This window comes from Shewanella sp. Arc9-LZ, from assembly GCF_010092445.1.
In the GTDB taxonomy this organism is placed as follows: Bacteria; Pseudomonadota; Gammaproteobacteria; order Enterobacterales; family Shewanellaceae; genus Shewanella.
In genome coordinates, this window is the sequence record NZ_CP048031.1 from 4,574,224 (window position 1) to 4,596,073 (window position 21,850).

At 44.7% G+C, this 21,850-nt stretch carries 11 protein-coding genes, 4 tRNA genes and 5 rRNA genes; 1 reads left to right on the plus strand and 19 read right to left on the minus strand.

The window, feature by feature from the left end; translation table 11 throughout:
* Window positions 1–1,332 precede the first annotated feature (1,332 nt).
* The 11 genes from rrf (GUY17_RS19625) to GUY17_RS19675 form a co-directional block, all read right to left on the minus strand.
* Window positions 1,333–1,448: ribosomal RNA gene (rrf, locus tag GUY17_RS19625) — 5S ribosomal RNA — on the minus strand.
* 36 nt (window positions 1,449–1,484) lie between these two features.
* A tRNA-Thr gene (locus GUY17_RS19630) sits at window positions 1,485–1,560 on the minus strand.
* A 178-nt stretch (window positions 1,561–1,738) separates the two neighbouring features.
* A 5S ribosomal RNA gene (gene rrf, locus GUY17_RS19635) occupies window positions 1,739–1,854 on the minus strand.
* A 36-nt stretch (window positions 1,855–1,890) separates the two neighbouring features.
* Window positions 1,891–1,966, minus strand: a tRNA-Thr gene (locus tag GUY17_RS19640).
* 28 nt (window positions 1,967–1,994) lie between these two features.
* A 5S ribosomal RNA gene (rrf, locus tag GUY17_RS19645) occupies window positions 1,995–2,110 on the minus strand.
* A 202-nt stretch (window positions 2,111–2,312) separates the two neighbouring features.
* A 23S ribosomal RNA gene (locus tag GUY17_RS19650) occupies window positions 2,313–5,217 on the minus strand.
* 348 nt (window positions 5,218–5,565) lie between these two features.
* A tRNA-Ala gene (locus tag GUY17_RS19655) sits at window positions 5,566–5,641 on the minus strand.
* 145 nt (window positions 5,642–5,786) lie between these two features.
* Window positions 5,787–5,863: transfer RNA gene (locus GUY17_RS19660), tRNA-Ile, on the minus strand.
* Window positions 5,864–5,950: 87 nt separating this feature from the next.
* A 16S ribosomal RNA gene (locus GUY17_RS19665) occupies window positions 5,951–7,493 on the minus strand.
* The 16S, 23S and 5S rRNA genes sit together here with 4 tRNA genes alongside, the layout of an rRNA operon.
* 651 nt (window positions 7,494–8,144) lie before the next feature.
* Window positions 8,145–10,865 (minus strand): preprotein translocase subunit SecA, encoded by a 2,721-nt coding sequence (gene secA / locus GUY17_RS19670; protein ID WP_162024087.1) that lies wholly within the window; start codon window positions 10,863–10,865, stop codon window positions 8,145–8,147.
* 58 nt (window positions 10,866–10,923) lie between these two features.
* Window positions 10,924–11,823, minus strand: coding sequence for a M23 family metallopeptidase (locus GUY17_RS19675; RefSeq protein WP_101088496.1), 900 nt, complete (start codon window positions 11,821–11,823; stop codon window positions 10,924–10,926).
* Window positions 11,824–11,850: 27 nt separating this feature from the next.
* On the opposite strand from GUY17_RS19675, the gene GUY17_RS19680 reads away from it, so the two are divergent.
* Entirely contained in the window at window positions 11,851–12,303 is a 453-nt protein-coding gene (locus GUY17_RS19680; protein ID WP_101088497.1) for a DUF721 domain-containing protein, read from the plus strand.
* 4 nt (window positions 12,304–12,307) lie between these two features.
* Here GUY17_RS19680 and lpxC read toward each other — a convergent pair whose 3' ends face one another.
* From lpxC to murD, 8 genes are all read right to left on the minus strand, one after another.
* A complete protein-coding gene (lpxC, locus tag GUY17_RS19685) occupies window positions 12,308–13,228 on the minus strand; it encodes a UDP-3-O-acyl-N-acetylglucosamine deacetylase (RefSeq protein ID WP_011639209.1) in 921 nt (306 codons plus the stop codon).
* Between the two features lie 210 nt (window positions 13,229–13,438).
* Window positions 13,439–14,605 carry a cell division protein FtsZ gene (gene ftsZ, locus GUY17_RS19690; protein ID WP_101088498.1) on the minus strand — a complete coding sequence of 389 codons (1,167 nt, stop codon included), beginning with the start codon at window positions 14,603–14,605 and terminating at the stop codon, window positions 13,439–13,441.
* Window positions 14,606–14,631: 26 nt separating this feature from the next.
* Complete coding sequence (gene ftsA / locus GUY17_RS19695) at window positions 14,632–15,867, minus strand: cell division protein FtsA (RefSeq protein ID WP_101088499.1); 1,236 nt, start codon at window positions 15,865–15,867, stop codon at window positions 14,632–14,634.
* Window positions 15,864–16,634: a cell division protein FtsQ/DivIB gene (locus GUY17_RS19700; protein WP_101088500.1), complete on the minus strand. Its 771-nt coding sequence runs from the start codon at window positions 16,632–16,634 to the stop codon at window positions 15,864–15,866. The genes ftsA and GUY17_RS19700 overlap by 4 nt, the downstream gene beginning before the upstream one ends.
* A 121-nt stretch (window positions 16,635–16,755) precedes the next feature.
* Window positions 16,756–18,213, minus strand: coding sequence for a UDP-N-acetylmuramate--L-alanine ligase (murC, locus tag GUY17_RS19705; protein ID WP_101088501.1), 1,458 nt, complete (start codon window positions 18,211–18,213; stop codon window positions 16,756–16,758).
* A gap of 1 nt (window position 18,214) precedes the next feature.
* Window positions 18,215–19,318, minus strand: a complete 1,104-nt coding sequence (gene murG, locus GUY17_RS19710; RefSeq protein ID WP_162024088.1) for an undecaprenyldiphospho-muramoylpentapeptide beta-N-acetylglucosaminyltransferase — start codon at window positions 19,316–19,318, stop codon at window positions 18,215–18,217.
* Window positions 19,318–20,532: a cell division protein FtsW gene (ftsW, locus tag GUY17_RS19715; RefSeq protein WP_162024089.1), complete on the minus strand. Its 1,215-nt coding sequence runs from the start codon at window positions 20,530–20,532 to the stop codon at window positions 19,318–19,320. Before ftsW ends, murG begins: the two co-directional genes overlap by 1 nt.
* The gene (gene murD / locus GUY17_RS19720) at window positions 20,522–21,844 is read right to left on the minus strand and encodes a UDP-N-acetylmuramoyl-L-alanine--D-glutamate ligase (protein ID WP_101088504.1); all 1,323 of its coding nucleotides are present in this window, start codon (window positions 21,842–21,844) and stop codon (window positions 20,522–20,524) included. Before murD ends, ftsW begins: the two co-directional genes overlap by 11 nt.
* Between the last annotated feature and the right edge of the window lie 6 nt (window positions 21,845–21,850).

Below are 21,850 nucleotides of genomic sequence, written 5' to 3' on the forward strand. Positions count from 1 at the left end.
CCCGGGTTGGCGTCAAGTGTTTTTTCAAACTTTCTTTTCGCCTTGAACTCTGTGTTTTGAAGCACTTAATTCAACCTGACTCGGTAACCGCTTGCGCTGTCTGCCGTGTCAGTGGATGCGCATTATAGGCACCACACGGTTTTGCGCAAGGCCTTTTTTAGCATATTTATCAATTAATTCTTATACTCGACTTAACACCACCTTAGGCACACCTTACCCACAGACTTACCCACAATCATGGATAACTAAATTCATATTTTACCCCTGGTCAGATGGGCAAGCATATTATCGATTTTGATGATGAGCTTTGCATTTGTGCTCTATGCTGCCCAAAAGTAGATAAATCACGTTTGGCCAATCATATAATCGAGCTAATAATGAGTACTGATACACTTTGGTGTTATCAATCCAACATAAACCCTAGAGAATTGCGTCATGACATCAATTAACGGCAAGTGGCACCTAATAACCTAATAACCTAATAACCTAATAACCTAATAACCTAATAACCTAATAACCTAATAACCGCATCTGCCGATATTGATGGATGAAAGTTAGACCGTATTATCGATGAGAATATTCACGTTTATTGTTACTTAGAAAGGGAGTTCGATAATTATTAAGAGGTAACCAACTAATCAGTAGAGAAAAAATCACTACAAGATAGCCAATGATGAACCTACAGTTACGCCTAGTTTGTTACAACAAGAGTGTAATGTTGGCGCGATAAACCTGGTCTGATTTTATAACGTATCTGGCCTAGAACAAAATGGACCTATTTAGCTGTGGTAATAAATTTATATGTGAGACATTGGTAAGTTGCCTGTTGTGAAAGACAAAATCCCCATTTGATTTGAGCCAATATGAAAGCCATGAAAGTATCAAATAGGACAGAGTATCAGTCAAAGACATAACTGCTGGCACAATGCAGTAATGGAACCCTTCTTAGGAAACCTCAAAAAAATCGATACCTAAGTATGATTTTTATTGTAGCTTAATGAATCTGTAAACGACGTATATGCACAAATTCAAAGGCCTGCAGTGTTGATGTTTTAAGGAGTGAACTAGATTGATGAATTAACTCCCGGCACGATACAAATTTTGGATACAAAAAAGCCCGCTATATAATAGCGGGCTGTTTCGCGACTATTGCAGCCAATTAGGCGCCTGGAAATGACCTACTCTTTTATCCCCGAAGGGGACGCATGGGCATATTCGACAAACTGCTGTCATGTTTTGGCCAATAACAAACTCTATACTATAAATTATAAACGTAAAAAAGCCCGTTACGTTAGTAACGGGCTTATCACTACTCTTTCGAGTCAATTAGGCGCCTGGAAATGACCTACTCTCGCATGGGGAGACCCCAAACTACCATCGGCGATACTGTGTTTCACTTCTGAGTTCGGAATGGGATCAGGTGGTGCCACAGCTCTATGGTTTCCAGACAAACTCTTCTCTAGGACGTAACACTAGATTATTCTTGGTGCTGATACCCAGAATCGAACTGGGGACCTCATCCTTACCAAGGATGCGCTCTACCAACTGAGCCATATCAGCAAAAGCTACTACTTGAAGCTTATTAGGCGCCTGGAAATGACCTACTCACACATGGGCATATTCGACAAACTGCTGCCATGTTTTGACCAATAACAAACTCTACACTATAAATTGCAGACGAAAAAAAGCCCGCTACATAATAGCGGGCTGTTTCGCGACTCTCTCAAGTCAATTAGGCGCCTGGAAATGACCTACTCTCGCATGGGGAGACCCCAAACTACCATCGGCGATACTGTGTTTCACTTCTGAGTTCGGAATGGAATCAGGTGGTGCCACAGCTCTATGGTTTCCAGACAAACTCTTCTCTAGGACGTAACACTAGATTATTCTTGGTGCTGATACCCAGAATCGAACTGGGGACCTCATCCTTACCAAGGATGCGCTCTACCAACTGAGCCATATCAGCAAAAGCTACTACTTGAAGCTTATTAGGCGCCTGGAAATGACCTACTCTCGCATGGGGAGACCCCAAACTACCATCGGCGATACTGTGTTTCACTTCTGAGTTCGGAATGGGATCAGGTGGTGCCACAGCTCTATGGTTTCCAGACAAATTTTGTTTATCTAACGCACTATTCTTGATGCATTAAATAATAATTCGGAAAGCTGATTGCTTTTACTCTATCAAGAGTCTTGAGTTCAACAAGTACACGAATGTACTTGATGTCATAAACGCATTGAGCATTTTATGACCACTGTTTAAGCGCCTCATTCTAATACTAAGTCGTATCAGTAAAACCCATCTGGGTTGTATGGTTAAGCCTCACGGGTCATTAGTACAAGTTAGCTCAACGCCTCACAACGCTTACACACCTTGCCTATCAACGTAGTAGTCTCCTACGGCCCTTTAGAGAGCTTAAAGCTCTAGGGATGACTCATCTTAGGGCTCGCTTCCCGCTTAGATGCTTTCAGCGGTTATCGATTCCGAACGTAGCTACCGGGCAATGCCATTGGCATGACAACCCGAACACCAGCGGTTCGTCCACTCCGGTCCTCTCGTACTAGGAGCAGCTCCCTTCAATCATCCAACGCCCACGGCAGATAGGGACCGAACTGTCTCACGACGTTCTGAACCCAGCTCGCGTACCACTTTAAATGGCGAACAGCCATACCCTTGGGACCGACTTCAGCCCCAGGATGTGATGAGCCGACATCGAGGTGCCAAACACCGCCGTCGATATGAACTCTTGGGCGGTATCAGCCTGTTATCCCCGGAGTACCTTTTATCCGTTGAGCGATGGCCCTTCCATTCAGAACCACCGGATCACTATGACCTACTTTCGTACCTGCTCGACGTGTATGTCTCGCAGTTAAGCTGGCTTATGCCATTGCACTAACCGTACGATGTCCGACCGTACTTAGCCAACCTTCGTGCTCCTCCGTTACTCTTTGGGAGGAGACCGCCCCAGTCAAACTACCCACCAGGCACTGTCCTCAACCCCGATAAGGGGCCAGAGTTAGAACATCAAAACTACAAGGGTGGTATTTCAAGATTGACTCCACTCAGACTAGCGTCCAAGCTTCAAAGTCTCCCACCTATCCTACACATGTAGGTTCAATGTTCAGTGCCAAGCTATAGTAAAGGTTCACGGGGTCTTTCCGTCTAGCCGCGGGTATACGGCATCTTCACCGCAATTTCAACTTCACTGAGTCTCGGCTGGAGACAGCGTGGCCATCATTACGCCATTCGTGCAGGTCGGAACTTACCCGACAAGGAATTTCGCTACCTTAGGACCGTTATAGTTACGGCCGCCGTTTACCGGGGCTTCGATCATGAGCTTCTCCGAAGATAACCCAATCAATTAACCTTCCGGCACCGGGCAGGCGTCACACCGTATACGTCATCTTGCGATTTTGCACAGTGCTGTGTTTTTGATAAACAGTTGCAGCCACCTGGTATCTGCGACTCCCGTCAGCTTAGAGAGCAAGTCTCATCACCAACAAGAGCGTACCTTCTCCCGAAGTTACGGTACCATTTTGCCTAGTTCCTTCAGCCGAGTTCTCTCAAGCGCCTTGGTATTCTCTACCCGACCACCTGTGTCGGTTTGGGGTACGATTCCCGCTAACCTGAAGCTTAGAAGATTTTCCTGGAAGCATGGCATCAACTACTTCATCACCTTAGTGACTCGTCATCAGCTCTCAGCCTGTACATTAAAGTACGATTTCCCGGATTTGCCTAAGAAATCAACCTACCACCTTAAACGCGGACTACCAACGCCGCGCTAGCCTAGCCTTCTCCGTCTCTCCATCGCAGTTAGCGGAAGTACAGAAATATTAATCTGTTTCCCATCGATTACGCCTTTCGGCCTCACCTTAGGGGTCGACTCACCCTGCCCCGATTAACGTTGGACAGGAACCCTTGGTCTTCCGGCGAGGGAGTTTTTCACTCCCTTTATCGTTACTCATGTCAGCATTCGCACTTCTGATACGTCCAGTGTGGGTTACCCCTTCACCTTCAACCGCTTACAGAACGCTCCTCTACCGCGCATCTCTAATGAAATGCACCCGTAGCTTCGGTGGTATGTTTAGCCCCGTTAAATCTTCCGCGCAGGCCGACTCGACTAGTGAGCTATTACGCTTTCTTTAAATGATGGCTGCTTCTAAGCCAACATCCTAGCTGTCTAAGCCTTCCCACATCGTTTCCCACTTAACATACACTTTGGGACCTTAGCTGACGGTCTGGGTTGTTTCCCTTTTGACAACGGACGTTAGCACCCGCTGTCTGTCTCCCGAGTAGTACTCATTGGTATTCGGAGTTTGCAAAGGGTTGGTAAGTCGGGATGACCCCCTAGCCTTAACAGTGCTCTACCCCCAATGGTATTCGCTCGAGGCGCTACCTAAATAGCTTTCGAGGAGAACCAGATATCTCCGAGTTTGATTGGCCTTTCACCCCCAGCCACAAGTCATCCGCTCATTTTTCAACATAAGTCGGTTCGGTCCTCCAGTTGATGTTACTCAACCTTCAACCTGCCCATGGCTAGATCACTCGGTTTCGGGTCTACACCTTGCAACTAAACGCGCAGTTAACACTCGGTTTCCCTACGGCTCCGCTATTCGCTTAACCTCGCTACAAAATGTAAGTCGCTGACCCATTATACAAAAGGTACGCAGTCACGGTCTCAAGAACCGCTCCCACTGCTTGTACGTATACGGTTTCAGGTTCTATTTCACTCCCCTCACAGGGGTTCTTTTCGCCTTTCCCTCACGGTACTGGTTCACTATCGGTCAGTCAGGAGTATTTAGCCTTGGAGGATGGTCCCCCCATATTCAAACAGGATGTCACGTGTCCCGCCTTACTCGTTTTCATCTATGGTTAGTTTTCATGTACGGGGCTATCACCCTGTGCCGCTGTGCTTTCCAACACATTCCACTAACACCCCATAGACTTAAGGGCTAATCCCCGTTCGCTCGCCGCTACTAGGGGAATCTCGGTTGATTTCTTTTCCTCCGGGTACTTAGATGTTTCAGTTCCCCGGGTTTGCCTCACTACACTATGTATTCATGTAGTGATAACAGCTTATGCTGCTGGGTTTCCCCATTCGGATATCGTTAGCTCAAATGCTTATTACTAGCTCGCCAACGCTTTTCGCAAGTTATTACGTCCTTCATCGCCTCTGACTGCCAAGGCATCCACCGTATACGCTTGGTCACTTAACCATACAACCCAAATGAGTTTCACTTGCGTGAACATCTGGGCCATATCATGACCAGCTGGTTTTTACTTGTCTCACCTCCGACCAGGAAGTGGACTCGCCTTAGTTTTTTAGAATATTCAAGACACTTAAACAGTGTTTTGAGAACTCAAGTGTTAATGCTTTCGCATTAACGTTTTTCGCACTAACATCATCACACCAATAACAACGAATCGTCATTCATGCGCCTTTAGTTAGTACTATCAGCTTTCCAAATTGTTAAAGAGCGGGCTTAAAAAAGCCAAAGATAAAATCTCGTTTATCTTTGGCATCTCTAACCTATGCATATGCTTATCGTCATGATAAGTGTAAATGGTGGAGCTATGCGGGATCGAACCGCAGACCTCCTGCGTGCAAGGCAGGCGCTCTCCCAGCTGAGCTATAGCCCCATTTACATGCAGTTGAGATTTTACGTTTACCTTCAATGAAGGTCTTACCAAAAAAATTGGCTTGCCAATCGTTTCTAATCAAGGCGGTTGATAGCGACGTTTAGTTGACTAAACGAGTTATCATCCAACGCAGAGTAGGAAAGATTGGTGGGTCAGAGTGGACTTGAACCACCGACCTCACCCTTATCAGGGGTGCGCTCTAACCAGCTGAGCTACAGACCCAACGTAATTTCTCTTTCTTCTATCAAGTAATCTGTGTGAACACTCACATGCATCTCTGCACTTTAGGTATTGAGTTAGTCGTATAGGTAAGGAGGTGATCCAGCCCCAGGTTCCCCTAGGGCTACCTTGTTACGACTTCACCCCAGTCATGAACCACAAAGTGGTGAGCGTTCTCCCGAAGGTTAAACTACCCACTTCTTTTGCAGCCCACTCCCATGGTGTGACGGGCGGTGTGTACAAGGCCCGGGAACGTATTCACCGTGGCATTCTGATCCACGATTACTAGCGATTCCGACTTCACGGAGTCGAGTTGCAGACTCCGATCCGGACTACGACGTACTTTGTGAGATTAGCTCCACCTCGCGGCTTTGCAACCCTCTGTATACGCCATTGTAGCACGTGTGTAGCCCTACTCGTAAGGGCCATGATGACTTGACGTCGTCCCCACCTTCCTCCGGTTTATCACCGGCAGTCTCCCTAGAGTTCCCACCATTACGTGCTGGCAAATAAGGATAGGGGTTGCGCTCGTTGCGGGACTTAACCCAACATTTCACAACACGAGCTGACGACAGCCATGCAGCACCTGTCTCACAGTTCCCGAAGGCACAAGTCCATCTCTGGTCTCTTCTGTGGATGTCAAGAGTAGGTAAGGTTCTTCGCGTTGCATCGAATTAAACCACATGCTCCACCGCTTGTGCGGGCCCCCGTCAATTCATTTGAGTTTTAACCTTGCGGCCGTACTCCCCAGGCGGTCTACTTAATGCGTTAGCTTGGGAGCCCAGTGACTAAGTCACCAAACTCCGAGTAGACATCGTTTACGGCGTGGACTACCAGGGTATCTAATCCTGTTTGCTCCCCACGCTTTCGTGCATGAGCGTCAGTCTTTGTCCAGGGGGCCGCCTTCGCCACCGGTATTCCTCCAGATATCTACGCATTTCACCGCTACACCTGGAATTCTACCCCCCTCTACAAGACTCTAGTTCGCCAGTTCCAAATGCAATTCCCAGGTTGAGCCCGGGGATTTCACATCTGGCTTAACAAACCGCCTGCGCACGCTTTACGCCCAGTAATTCCGATTAACGCTCGGACCCTCCGTATTACCGCGGCTGCTGGCACGGAGTTAGCCGGTCCTTCTTCTGTAGGTAACGTCACAGTAATAGTTTATTAAACTATTACCTTTCCTCCCTACTGAAAGTGCTTTACAACCCGAAGGCCTTCTTCACACACGCGGCATGGCTGCATCAGGGTTTCCCCCATTGTGCAATATTCCCCACTGCTGCCTCCCGTAGGAGTCTGGGCCGTGTCTCAGTCCCAGTGTGGCTGATCATCCTCTCAGAACAGCTAGGGATCGTCGCCTTGGTGAGCCATTACCTCACCAACTAGCTAATCCCACCTAGGTTCATCCAATCGCGGAAGGCCCGAAGGTCCCCTCCTTTCCCCCGTAGGGCGTATGCGGTATTAGCAGTCGTTTCCAACTGTTATCCCCCTCGACTGGGCAGATCCCTAGGCATTACTCACCCGTCCGCCGCTCGTCACCTCAGAAGCAAGCTCCCTTGTGTTACCGCTCGACTTGCATGTGTTAGGCCTGCCGCCAGCGTTCAATCTGAGCCATGATCAAACTCTTCAATTAAAGTTCTTTTGAAAACCCCACTCTTATAAATAAGAACGACGCTTTCGGCTCAATGAATTCTGATTTCATTTAAAAGACTCGGAAGAATCAATTAAATGTTTGTACATATTACTATGAACACTCATCGTTGCATTGAGTTTAAATTTTTGATTGCCAACATTCCGAAGAACAGAAGACAATTTCGAATAACTCAATACCTGTGAATGTCCACACAGATTACTTGATAAATTGTTAAAGAGCTTGATGTCGATTTTTCAGACATCGCCGTCAGACGCTAGGTCGTTGGCTTGGGCTGCGTATTCTACGCATTCCCTTTATTGCGTCAAGTGTTTTTTCAAACTTCTTTTCGCCTGTTACCAACACTACTAAGTAGTTGTTAATAACGCTAACTGGTTTTCGCTTTCGCTGTATGCCGTGTCAGTGGATGCGCATTATAGGCAGCTTAAGATTTAGTGCAAGCGCTTTTGTGCAAAAAAATGATCTTTTTATGATCTTTTATTCATTTGAGCACTTAACTACATGATACCCACTATTTACCCCCAAAGTTATCCACAAAGGGTGAATTTATCAGTCAGTTTTATTATCCCAGAAACAAAAAAGGTAGCGAATAATCGCTACCTTTTTTATCTAACATCAATAGTGAACAGAGAGTTAACTGAGTTTACCGTGACATTGTTTGTACTTTTGTCCTGAACCACATGGGCACGGATCGTTACGGCCTATTTTCTCACCTTCACGGATGACTGTTTTAGGCGCTTCTATTTGTTGCTCTGCTGTATCACTTAATGCTTCTGCTGCTGCGTGTTGATAAGCCAGTTTAATCTTTGCATCTTCATCCCGGCGACGCTGCTCCATTTCATCAACATCTGACTGCGCTTGAACTTGTACTTTAGACAGTACGCTTATCACGTCATTTTTCAGTGTTTCAAGCAATTGTTGGAATAATTCAAACGATTCACGCTTATATTCTTGCTTTGGATTTTTCTGTGCATAACCGCGTAAATGAATACCTTGGCGTAAGTGATCCATGGCAGCTAAGTGCTCTTTCCAGAGTCCATCTAGTGTTTGCAGCATTACCGCTTTTTCAAATTGACGTAATACTTGTGCACCGACCATCTCTTCTTTAGCTTTATATAATTCACTCCATGACGTTAGAATCCGTTCGCGTAACGTTTCTTCATGCAGATTATCATCTTGATCTAACCATTCTTGAATTGTTAGCTTTAGGCCAAATTCATTACCAAGGCGTTGTTCAAGCCCCGGTACATCCCAAAGTTCTTCAAGTGATTGCGGTGGAATATATTGATCGACAATTCCACTTATCACATCTTGTTCGATATTCTGGATAGTGTCTTGAATACTTTCAGCATCCATTAGCTCGTTACGCTGTGCATAGACAACTTGACGTTGATCGTTAGCGACATCATCATATTCGAGCAATTGCTTACGGATATCAAAGTTACGAGCTTCAACTTTACGTTGAGCGTTTTCAATAGCACGTGATACCCAAGGATGCTCAATAGCCTCACCCTCTTCCATACCGAGCTTTTTCATCATGCCAGATACTCGATCTGAAGCGAAGATACGCATTAAGCTATCTTCCATCGACAAGTAAAAACGTGAAGAACCCGCATCACCTTGACGACCAGCACGACCGCGTAACTGATTATCGATACGACGAGATTCGTGACGTTCTGTACCTAGGATATGCAAACCACCTGCAGCAAGCACTTCATCATGACGTATTTTCCAGTCAGCTTTAATCTTAGCTTTCTGTTCTGCCGTTGGATTATCTAGCGCTTCAATTTCCATGTTCCAGTTACCGCCTAATACGATATCTGTACCACGGCCAGCCATGTTAGTTGCAATAGTCACAGCACCTAAACTACCGGCTTGAGCAACAATCTCTGCTTCTTTTTCATGAAACTTAGCATTGAGCACGCTATGCGGAATGTTAGCTTTTTTCAATAATGAGTTAAGTAGTTCTGATTGTTCAATAGAGACAGTACCCACTAATACTGGTTGGCCACGTTCACGACAACCTTCGATATCTTTAATAATCGCTGCATATTTTTCTGGCGCGGTAAGATAGACCAAGTCGGCCATATCTTTACGAACCATTGGGCGATTTGTAGGAACAACAACGGTATCTAAACCATAGATATGTTGAAATTCGAATGCTTCGGTATCTGCTGTACCTGTCATACCGGCAAGCTTTTCATACTGTCTGAAATAATTTTGGAAAGTGATAGAAGCCAGAGTTTGGTTTTCATTCTGGATTTTAGCGCCTTCTTTGGCTTCGACAGCTTGATGCAAGCCTTCTGACCATCTACGACCAGGCATAGTACGGCCTGTATGTTCGTCGACAATAATAACTTCATCGTCTTGTACAATATAGTCGATATCTTTTTCAAACAAGGTATGGGCGCGAAGTGCCGCATGAACATGATGCAATAACGAAATGTTCGTCGCAGAATAGAGCGAGTCACCTTCGGCTAACATGCCTTTTTCAATTAATAGCTGTTCAACTTTTTCTTGACCACGTTCAGTTAAATGAACCTGTTTACCCTTTTCGTCAATACTATAGTCACCTTCACCAACATAGTCTTCGGTGTCTTCTTTGTCTTGAGCGATGAGACTTGGGATCAATAAATTAATTTTGGCGTATAATTCAGAGCTGTCTTCTGCCGCACCAGAAATAATCAATGGTGTACGGGCTTCATCAATTAGAATTGAATCGACTTCATCAATAAGGGCATAGTGCAATGGTCGCTGAACGCGCTCTTGTGGAGAAAACGCCATGTTGTCGCGAAGGTAGTCAAAACCAAATTCATTATTAGTACCGTAGGTAATATCTGCATTGTAGGCTTCTTTCTTTTCGAATGAACCTAAGCCAGCAATGTTAATTCCGACACTTAAACCTAAAAACTCAAATAATGGACGGTTATTCTCAGCATCACGTGTAGCTAAGTAATCGTTCACAGTAATGATGTGAACACCTTTGCCCGTTATGCCGTTAAGGTAAGCTGGCAAAGTTGCCGTTAGAGTTTTACCTTCACCGGTTCGCATTTCAGCAATACGATTGCTGTCTAAAACCATGCCGCCGAGTAATTGAACATCAAACGGACGCATGTCGAACACACGCTTTGATGCTTCACGTACAACAGCAAATGCTTCTGCCATGATATTATCTAAGGTTTCGCCATTTTCTAAACGTGTGCGGAACTCTGTCGTTTTTGCTTTGAGTTCTTCATCAGAAAGCTTTTCGTAATCAGCTTCTAATGCATTAATTTGAATAACAATTTTTCCAAGATTTTTCAGGGTGCGGTCGTTGCGACTTCCGAATACTTTTGTCAGTAGTTTGCCTAACATCTTAATCACTTATCTGTTGTAGGTTTGGCTCATTTGAGCGCATTAACCGTTAATATTATTAACTTGCTTTGCGGTAAACGTATTTCTGTGGATCTATTTGTTGTTTACCACGCAGCACTTCGTAATGCACATGGGGGCCGGTTGAACGGCCTGTGCTTCCCATACTGGCAATTTTATCGCCTTTGGCAACGACGTCACCTACGTTTACTGACAGAGATTTATTATGTCCATAGCGAGTGCGAAGACCATTACCATGATCTATTTCGACTAACTCACCATATCCAAGCATGCTTCCTGACCATGTTACAACGCCTGCAGCAGTAGTTGTAACATCTGCCCCTTCTTTGCCGGCAAAATCAATACCTTTATGCATTGTTCGTCGGCCACTAAAAGGGTCATTTCGTAAACCATAGGGCGAAGATAACCAACCTTTATCGATTGGCCGCCCTGATATATAACGCTCTTCATCTATATGGAGATTAGATGCTACTGTTTCAAGTAGTGATAGCTGAACGTTATTATTATCAATTCTAGACGCCAACTTATTCATTTCATCGATAAGCTGGCTTAATTCGACACCATTGCCGATTTCGCTTAACCCGCCGATACCAACTTCTGTAGAGAAATCAAATTGGTCATCAAGGAGGTTATTTTGCGCTACTTGCTGCCCTAGGGCTTCAAGTCGGGTGATTTTGGCCTGCATTTTTGCCACGTGAGCAACCAAGGTTGCCAGCTGGGTTTCTGTTGCAGTTTTGAGTTCTACCACTTGTTGCTTTTGCTGTTGGCGAAGCTGTTTATTTTCATCAACTTTCGCTTGTTGGTTAGCAAAACGCTCAGTGCTATATTGATATATTCCTGTGCCAGTGGCCATCAGAATAATAGGTAGGAGTAACCAACGCTTACTAGGTTGCCAGCGCGTTACACCATTTCGACCTTGGATAAAAACTGTTACACTCATAGCCTAATTCAGCCATCTTATTATCATATGAAAAAGCCCCCTCAAGATCTCAGCAATTTAGTTCATTTGTCTGGGAGACTGCCTGAACTGGCCGAGAAAGCAGAACTACTTAATAATCTGAATCGATATGTCAAACAGACGTTAAATGGTCCTGTGGCAGAGCAGCTAAAAGTTGCTAATATCCGCCAGGGTGTTCTTGTTATTGAAACGACATCTGCAGCATGGGCTGCAAGAATAAACTTTCAAAAGCAGAAGCTATTAAAACAACTTCAAACTGACACACTTCCGATGCTTACCGCTATAGAGGTGAAAGTCAATCCTGGGCTTGCCTTAGCAAAACCACAATCTCAACCTAATCAAAATGTGATCAGCACCACTGCAGCACAACATATTGAAGCATTAGCTGCACATGTTGATGGTTCTTTAGGTGAAAAACTAAAACGGCTGGCTGCATTAGCCAGCCGTAATAGGCAATCTTAACTGATTAAACGTGCGCTAACGCACCTGGAACCATGAAGCTGACAGGCACATCAGCCTCTTTATCAAAGCTTACCAACTCCCACGCATCTTGCTGAGCAAGTAATGCACGCACAAGTTGGTTGTTTAACGCATGACCAGTTTTATAAGCTGAAAATTCGCCGACGATGGCATGACCAGCAACATATAAGTCACCAAATGCATCGAGGATTTTATGCTTAACGAATTCGTCTTCATAACGCAGACCATCAGGGTTTAATACACGATATTCGTCAAGTACAACGGCATTTTCCATGCTGCCACCTAGTGCAAGATTATTCGCACGTAGGTATTCAATATCTCGCATAAAACCAAATGTTCTGGCACGACTAATGTCTTTCACAAACGCTGATGTCGAAAAGTCCATCACCATGTGTTGTTGACTACGAGCAATTTCTGGATGATCAAAGTCAATTCTAAAATCAACTCTAAAGCCTTTAAAAGGTTTTAACTCAGCCCATTTATCGCCATCTTCAACACGCACAGGTTTGATGATTTTTAGGTATTTTTTAGCTGCAGCTTGTTCTTTAATTCCTGCACTTTGCAGTAAGAACACAAATGGGCTTGCACTGCCATCCATAATCGGGATTTCTGGTGCATCGACTTCGATAATTGCATTATCGATGCCTAAGCCGGCAAGTGCCGCAAACAAATGCTCAATGGTTGATATTCTAATCCCAGCATCGTTTACAAGGGCGGTACACATTGTGGTTTCACGAACCATATCAGCTTTGGCTGGGATAGACACAGCAGGGCTAAGATCGGTACGTTTTAGTACAATCCCTGTATTCACTGGTGCGGGCATAATGCATAGAGTCACTTTGTTGCCGGAATGTAATCCGACCCCAGTGCTCTTCACCATTTTTTGAACAGTTCTTTGAAAAATCATTCAGTCGCCCATAAATATCAATATTAAACAAATAGTTGCAAAAATAGCCTTAGGCTATCATGCATAACTGTTACAACATGCTACCATAAATTTAGCTTTTCACAAAAAAAACGCCAAACACAGAGTAAATGTATAAACCTGCTTGCAAAATAACCTTTTTCGCACACTTCGCTCATTAATCACGCAAAAACATAACGTTTTATCCGTGTATTAATCAGCTTGCTTACGCAAAAATGCCGGAATATCAAGATAGTCAGCATCAGTACGCTGTACAGGTTGAGGCTGCGGAACAGCATTACCTTTTGGCGCAGCGTAACTTTGTTGTGTCATCACTTCATCAACAGGTTCTGGACGCGGCTCTATTACAACAGGTTCTGGACGAGCAACAGGCTTAGACACTAATTGAATGTCTGGCTTTTTCTCTGCGCCGATACCTGTAGCAACAACAGTTACACGTAACTCATCGCTCATTTCAGGATCAATGACAGCACCAACTACAACAGTGGCATTGTCTGATGCATAAGCTTTAACGTGGTTACCCACGGTTTCAAGCTCTTCGATAGTAATATCCATACCTGCAGTAATGTTGACTAACACACCGCGAGCACCGGCTAAGTCGATATCTTCAAGTAATGGGCTCGCAACCGCAGCTTCTGCAGCTTCTTCAGCGCGATCATCACCACGAGCAACACCGGTACCCATCATGGCATTACCCATTTCGGACATAACAGTTTTCACATCGGCGAAATCGACGTTGATTAGACCAGGACGAGTAATTAGCTCAGCAATACCTTGAACAGCACCAAGTAATACATTGTTAGCTGCAGCAAAAGCATCAAGCAATGAAGTACCACGACCCAATACTTTTAATAGCTTTTCATTGGGAATGGTAATTAACGAATCCACATGTTTAGCTAACTCGGCAATACCAAGTTCTGCATAGGCCATGCGCTTTTTACCTTCAAAAGGAAAAGGCTTGGTCACAACTGCAACGGTTAGAATACCTTCTTCACGGGCAATTTCTGCCACAACAGGAGCAGCACCAGTACCGGTACCACCACCCATGCCGGCAGCGATAAAGATCATGTCAGACCCTTTAATTGCAGCTCGAATATTCTCGCGGTCTTCTTCAGCGGCTTGACGACCCACATCTGGGTTTGCGCCCGCACCGAGACCTTTAGTCACGTCGCGGCCAAGCTGAATAGTTGAACCAGCACTTGATTTACGTAGTGCTTGTGCATCTGTATTGGTAACGATAAATTCAACACCTTCGATGCTGTGTTTTACCATATGTTCGACCGCGTTTCCGCCGCCGCCACCGACGCCGATGACTTTAATCACCGCTTCGTCTGAATGTGTATCCATGATCTCAAACATTGTCTGATCTCCATTTGTCTGCGTTATTAAAATTCACCCTTAAACCAACTTTTGACCCGATTCAAAAAGCTGGTAACCCCTTGGCGCTCAGGTCGTTCGAACTGTCGTTCGATGACTCGTCTTGCGCCATAATGAAGCAACCCTATTCCTGTTGAATAAATAGGTTGATCAACATATTCGTATAACCCTTTTACTGGTAGCGGTGATGCGACACGAACTGGCATACCAAAGGTTGCTTCAGCAATATCAACGGCACCCGATATCGAGGACGTTCCTCCAGTAAGCACAATCCCTGCTGCAATTTGATCTTCTAGACCGCTATCTTGTAACTGCTTGAGAACAAGCTCAAACAATTCTTGATATCTTGGCTCTACCACTTCTGCCAGAGTATGGCGTGACATGCTACGTGAAGGACGACCACCCACTGACGGTACTTCAATACTGTCTTCACGGCTTACCGTAGAACTTCTGGCACTGGCAAACTGCACTTTTATTTGTTCAGCATGCGTTAACGGTGTTCTGAATATCTTGGCGATGTCACTTGTGACTTGGTTACCCGCTACCGGAATAACTGCACAATGACGTAATGCGCCGTTGGTATATACAGCAATATCGGTTGTGCCACCACCAATATCAACAATACACACGCCTAAATCTTTCTCATCATTTGTGAGCACAGAGTCTGCAGAAGCGATGCCCGAAAATACCAAATCATCTACTTTTAAACCGCAACGCTCGACACTCTTAGTAATGTTTTTGGCCATATCATTAGCACAAGTAACAATATGAGCTTTGGCTTCCATACGCATGCCCGACATACCAATTGGGCTCTTAATGCCGTCTTGAACGTCAATTGAATACTCTTGCGGCAATACATGCAAAATACGACGTTCTGTCGGGATCTTAACCGAGCGTGCGGTATGGATTACATTATCGACGTCTTCTTGGGTGACTTCTTCGTCGTTAATCGACACCATGCCATTTTCATTTTGGCAGGCAATATGTTTACCCGAAATACTTAAGTACACCGATGAAACCTGGCAATCAGCCATCAACTCGGCTTGATCTAACGCCCGTTGCACACTGCGCACTATAGAGTCGAGATCATTCACGCCGCCTTTATCCATGCCGCGAGAAGGATGATTACCTAAACCAATGACACTAATCTCACCATCAGGTAATACTTCACCAATGATCACTGCGACCTTGGATGTCCCTATATCTAACCCCACGATGAGGTTTCTTTCCTGATTTTTGGTCATTTATTGTCGACTCTCTTTTTTGAATCATCCCAACCTACGGCGAACCCGGTATCGTAACGTAAATCAACGGTCGCAATTGGTTTTTCACTTTGCTTCAAAGTTGGATACACATTAATAAAGCGTTGTATCCGTGACATTTTATCTTCTCGCCCAAGCTCTATTTCAATTCCGTTAGCCAGTACAGCATGCCACGCATGGCGAGGACTTAAGCGTAAACTGACCAACTTAAACTCGTTTATTGTCAATAAATCATCTAACTGCTGGTAGCTGGTCAATACTTCTATTTCAGTCCCTTCAGGGCCAGATAACTTGGGTAAGGCATCATGTTCTGAATGCGCAAACGCATCAAAAACCTCACCGTTAATATTAAGCCAAGACACTTCGTTCCAATGCGCTACAGCTTGTTGTTCTTGTAAGGTAACCTTAAACTTTGCCGGCCATTCTCGTCTTACTGATGCATGATAAACCCACGGCAATGCTTCTAATGCTTTTTGTACATCCACCACATCTGCGCTAAAAAAACTACTTTGCATTAATGACTGTAATGCATTTTTAATTTCGTCATCGGTGGTATAAATTCGCTCACCTTTAATAGCAACCGCTTCAATAGGCAATGCATCAGCATCGTTTAACAACTCGTGTAGTTGCACACAACCCCAAACAACGGTGCCAAGCACACTGCATAAAAACACTACACCAGTGCAAAAATACCAATTAACACGAGCTAATTTATGTTTTAGTTGCCGCCCTTTATCGCTCCACGACACCTTAAATCCGCCTCTGACGTTGTTCCGGAGTTAACTCCAAAAGATCGGTCATTATATAGACCAATTCATAAGGTTTAAAGCTCGATTTTCACACACAATAATTGGTGAAAAATCAATCACTTTATTGCTCTTCTACAAGCACTTTACAACCCAAATTATTCTGAGCTAATTCTTTCGATAAAGCACCAATATTACCCGCACCCTGGGTCATAAATAAATCCCCATGTTGCAACACATCAGGTAAAACTGCCGCTAGTTGATCTGGACTGGCGACAAAAATAGGGTCTATTTGACCTCGTAATCTAATTGAACGGCATAAAGCCCGCCCATCGGCACCCGGGATAGGAGCTTCACCCGCTGCATAAACATCTAATAATAATAAACAATCTACCTGCGACAATACATCGACAAAGTCTTCATATAAGTCGCGCGTACGGCTGTAACGATGCGGTTGATATGCCATCACTAAACGTTTGTCTGGCCAACCTGCTCGCGCTGCTTTAATCGTTGCTAATACTTCACTTGGATGATGGCCGTAGTCGTCCACGAGCATGACACTGCCATTAGGTGTTTCAAATTCACCTAAATGCTGAAAACGACGACCTATACCTTCAAACTCTGCAAGTGCTTGTACAATCGCACTATCATCGATGTCATCTTCACTGGCGACAGCAATCGCGGCTAAAGCGTTAAGAACGTTATGTTCACCTGGCAAATTAAGTACAATATCAACATTATCTTTGCCATGACGCTTAACCGTAAAGCTTGACTGGTGACCATTTTGTGCAAAATTAATCGCCTGGACATCAGCCTCTTCACTGAAACCATAGGTCACAACTTGGCGGCCAATACGTGGCATAATTTCGCGGATCACTTCATCATCAATACACATTACTGCGACGCCATAAAACGGCAGATTATGTAAAAAATCGATAAAAGTGGTTTTCAGTTTCTCAAAGTCGCCACCATATGTATCCATGTGATCGGCTTCGATATTGGTGATCACACTGACCATTGGTTGCAAATGCAAAAAGCTTGCATCGCTTTCATCTGCTTCAGCAATAAGGTAACGACTGGTGCCTAGGCGTGCATTGGTACCTGCGCTATTAAGTAAACCACCAATCACAAATGTTGGATCACGGCCAGCTTGACCATAGACACTGGCAATTAAGCTCGTCGTGGTGGTTTTACCATGAGTGCCGGCAATCGCAACACCATGACGATAGCGCATTAACTCAGCCAGCATTTCTGCACGGCGTACAATCGGAATACGTAATTCTTTAGCGGCAATAATCTCAGGATTTTGCGGGTTAATGGCAGTCGAAACAACAACAACATCAACCTGTTCAACGCTTTGGGCCTGATGGCCAATAATGATTTTTGCGCCAAGACTCGCCAAACGCTCAGTTACGCTATTGATAGCGATATCTGAGCCGCTTATTTGATAACCTTCGTTCACAAGCACTTCCGCAATACCACCCATGCCGGCACCACCGATGCCAACAAAATGAATGCGCTTAATCCGTCTCATTTCAGGGATCATGCTACGAAGCTGTGCGTATCTTTCTGTCTTAGTCATTTCAACCCTTACTCGCAAATGAGGCACAAATATCTGCTACTCGTTGAGTCGCATCTAATACCGCTACGCCTCTTGCCTTATGACCCATTTGGGCTAGTTCTTGTCTATTTTCAGCAAATAACTGCAATTTTTCAGCAAGGTTATCTGCATTTAAAATGGTTTGTGGTAATAAAAATCCTGCGCCAGCATCAACAAGTACTGATGCATTTACAGTTTGATGATCATCCACTGCATGAGGATACGGCACTAAAATACTCGGTAAACCCACGGCTGCCAGTTCGGACACTGTAAGGGCACCGGAGCGGCAAACCACTACATCGGCCCAACGATAAGCGGCTTCCATATCATCAATAAATTCTGCAACATTGACACTGTCTGATTGGCCAAGTTGTTGATAACTCGACTTTACTGTTGTTTGGTTATTTTTGCCCACTTGGTGCCAAACTGTCAGAGAATGATATTTACTCAGATGAGCCACCACAGCAGGCATGACATCATTCAATACTTTGGCACCTAAACTGCCACCTACCACCAATACTCTTAACGCATCGGCTTGCGGTGTTTTAATTTGTGCGCCTAACTCAATCAGCTCTTGGCGGATGGGATTACCCACAACCTCAACATTAGCGACGCTACTGGTAAAGGTATTGGGGAATGCACACAACACTTTTTTGGCAATCTTAGATAACAACTTATTGGTTAATCCTGGAATCGCATTTTGCTCATGCAACACGACAGGAATACCTGACAATTTTCCGGCCACTCCGCCCGGGCCGCTGGCAAAACCGCCCATGCCTAGAATCACATCGGGTTGAAAATCATCAATTACCGCTTTGGCTTGAATAATTGAACGGATAATTTTAAATGGTGCCGCTAACTTACGCATAAGCCCATTACCACGCACACCTTTAATATCGATAAATTCAATATCAAATCCGTGTTGAGGCACTAAACGCGCTTCCATTCGGTCGGCAGTACCTAACCAACGTATTTGCCAACCTTTCTCCGCTAAATACTTCGCCACCGCAAGTGCAGGAAAAACATGGCCACCCGTACCGCCAGCCATAATTAATATCTTAGGAGAACGACTAATATTACTGTTCATTAACTGGTTCTCCCTTGTACGGCTTGCACCAAACTAACTCGACGTTCATGATCTATCCTAACAAGCAACATCACCGCAGCGGTCATAATCCACAAACTACTGCCACCATAGCTAATAAACGGTAGGGTTAACCCTTTGGTTGGTAACATACCAATACTGGCCCCTACGTTAACTACGGTCTGAAAACAAATCCAAATACCGACACCATAGGCGACATAACTTTCAAAAGGGCGCTGCATTTTTAAACATAAATTACCCAATCTAATCGCACGTATAGCAATAAAAAATAATGTGCATAACACCACCATAATACCGGTAAACCCCAGCTCCTCACCGATAACAGCAAAGATAAAATCAGTGTGTGCCTCAGGTAAATAAGCCAGCTTCTGAATACTGTTACCTAAACCCTGACCAAACCAATCGCCTCGGCCATAAGCCATTAAGGACTGCGTCAACTGATAACCACTGCCAAATGGGTCTTCCCACGGATCCATAAACGAGGTCACACGTCGCATACGGTAGGGTTCGAATAGCACCAGTAATACGAAGGTCGCTACGCCAAGTAATATCAACACCATAAAGTCTGTAATGCGCGCGCCAGCCAGAAACAACAAGCTTACCGTACACACAAACAACACCACCACGGTGCCTAGGTCAGGCTGTAACAAAATCAATACTGCGAACAAACCGTAAACCCCAATCGGTTTATAGAAGCCTTTACGGTTTTCGCGTAATTCACCATGACGACGTACTAGGTAACCTGCCATGTATACAATAAATACAAACTTGGCCATTTCGGCGACTTGGATCCTAATAGGACCGATAGACAACCAACGACGAGCACCGTTAACCGAAGTACCGATAAACAGTACTGCTATCAATAATACCAACACCGCTAGCATCAGCATGCCGCTGTTTTTTTCCCAATAGCTGACTTCAAACTTCAGTACCACGAAAGCAATCACTACGCAGCCAACAAGGTAAAGCACATGGCGATACATAAAATAAAACGGGTCGCCAGTCAGTTTGGTCGCTTCAGGCATTGAAGCAGACATCACCATAACAAAACCAAAACACATTAAGCCGACAATCGCGACTAGAAAGCTACGGTCGTATAACGGCATACCCGGTGTATGGTCATCTGATAATAACGAGGGCAAAGTCCAATTAAGGCCCCGTTTAAACAAGCTAAGTTGCTGCTCGTTATTCGCCATCGGCTAACGACTCCACACACTGTCTAAAATCATCACCGCGAGCCATAAAGTTCTTATACATATCTAAACTGGCACATGCTGGCGACAATAATACTATGTCACCAGACGATGTTAATTCAGCGGCTTTGGCGACGGCCTCTGCCATCGTTGTCACTTCAATAGTGCCTGGTTTTAATTTGGCAATTTTGCGTCCATCTCGCCCCAAGGTAATAAGCTGGGTAATATTGCTCAACGGTTCTATAAGCGGACTAAAATCACTGCCTTTACCATCTCCACCGGCGATCAAATACAAATCACCTAAGTGTGAATTAAGTCCCTCTAGCGCGGCAACTGTCGCGCCAACATTGGTCGCTTTAGAGTCATTGATATACGACACACCTTGCTTAACGGCAATCAGTTCGCAACGATGGCTTAAACCAACAAAGGTTTTAGCCACTTCTATCATGGCCTCTTTACCGACACCACAAGCATCGGCTAATGCCATTGCAGCTAATAAGTTTGCATGGTTATGGCTACCAATTAAGGTCACATCAATTAAATTAATAATTTCACTGTCACCATGGAAAATCTTGCCATCACTTAATCCCCATGCATCGCCTTCTGGCACATCCAAACCAAAATTATTTTGATTCATTGGCTCTAACGGATAAGTTAACTCGTCATCACGGTTGTACATCACAAAGCGACTTTGTGGGTATAAGCGTAATTTTGCTTCGCGGTAAGTATTTAAGTCACTATAGCGATCCATATGATCTTCGCTAACATTGAGACACGTTGCCGCAATACAATTTAATGAATGAGTTGTTTCAAGTTGAAAACTCGATAGTTCAAGTACGTAAAAGTCTGCATTCTGAGGTAATAAATCCAGCGCTGGTGTACCAATATTACCGCCAATCGCCACCGATTTTCCGGCAGCTAACAGCATTTCGTACACTAATGTCGTCACCGTAGATTTACCATTTGATCCAGTGATACCGACAACGCAAGGTTTTTTGTCTGCTATTTCTCGAGCAAATAACTCGACATCACCAATCACTTCAATTCCCATGTCCAATGCTGCACGCACTTCAGGCGTATCGATTGGCACACCAGGGCTGATGATAATTTGGCTAGACTGAACTAAATAACGACAATCAAACCCGCCAGCCAATAATTCAATATCGGCAAACTCTTGTGCCAACGTATCTGCACCCGGCGGATGACGACGACTGTCCATCACTAAAGGTTTAATGCCTTTAGACACTAAAAAACGCACGACCGAGAGCCCTGTTGCCCCTAAGCCTAAAACAATGTGCGTATATTGAGTTTGCATAATACT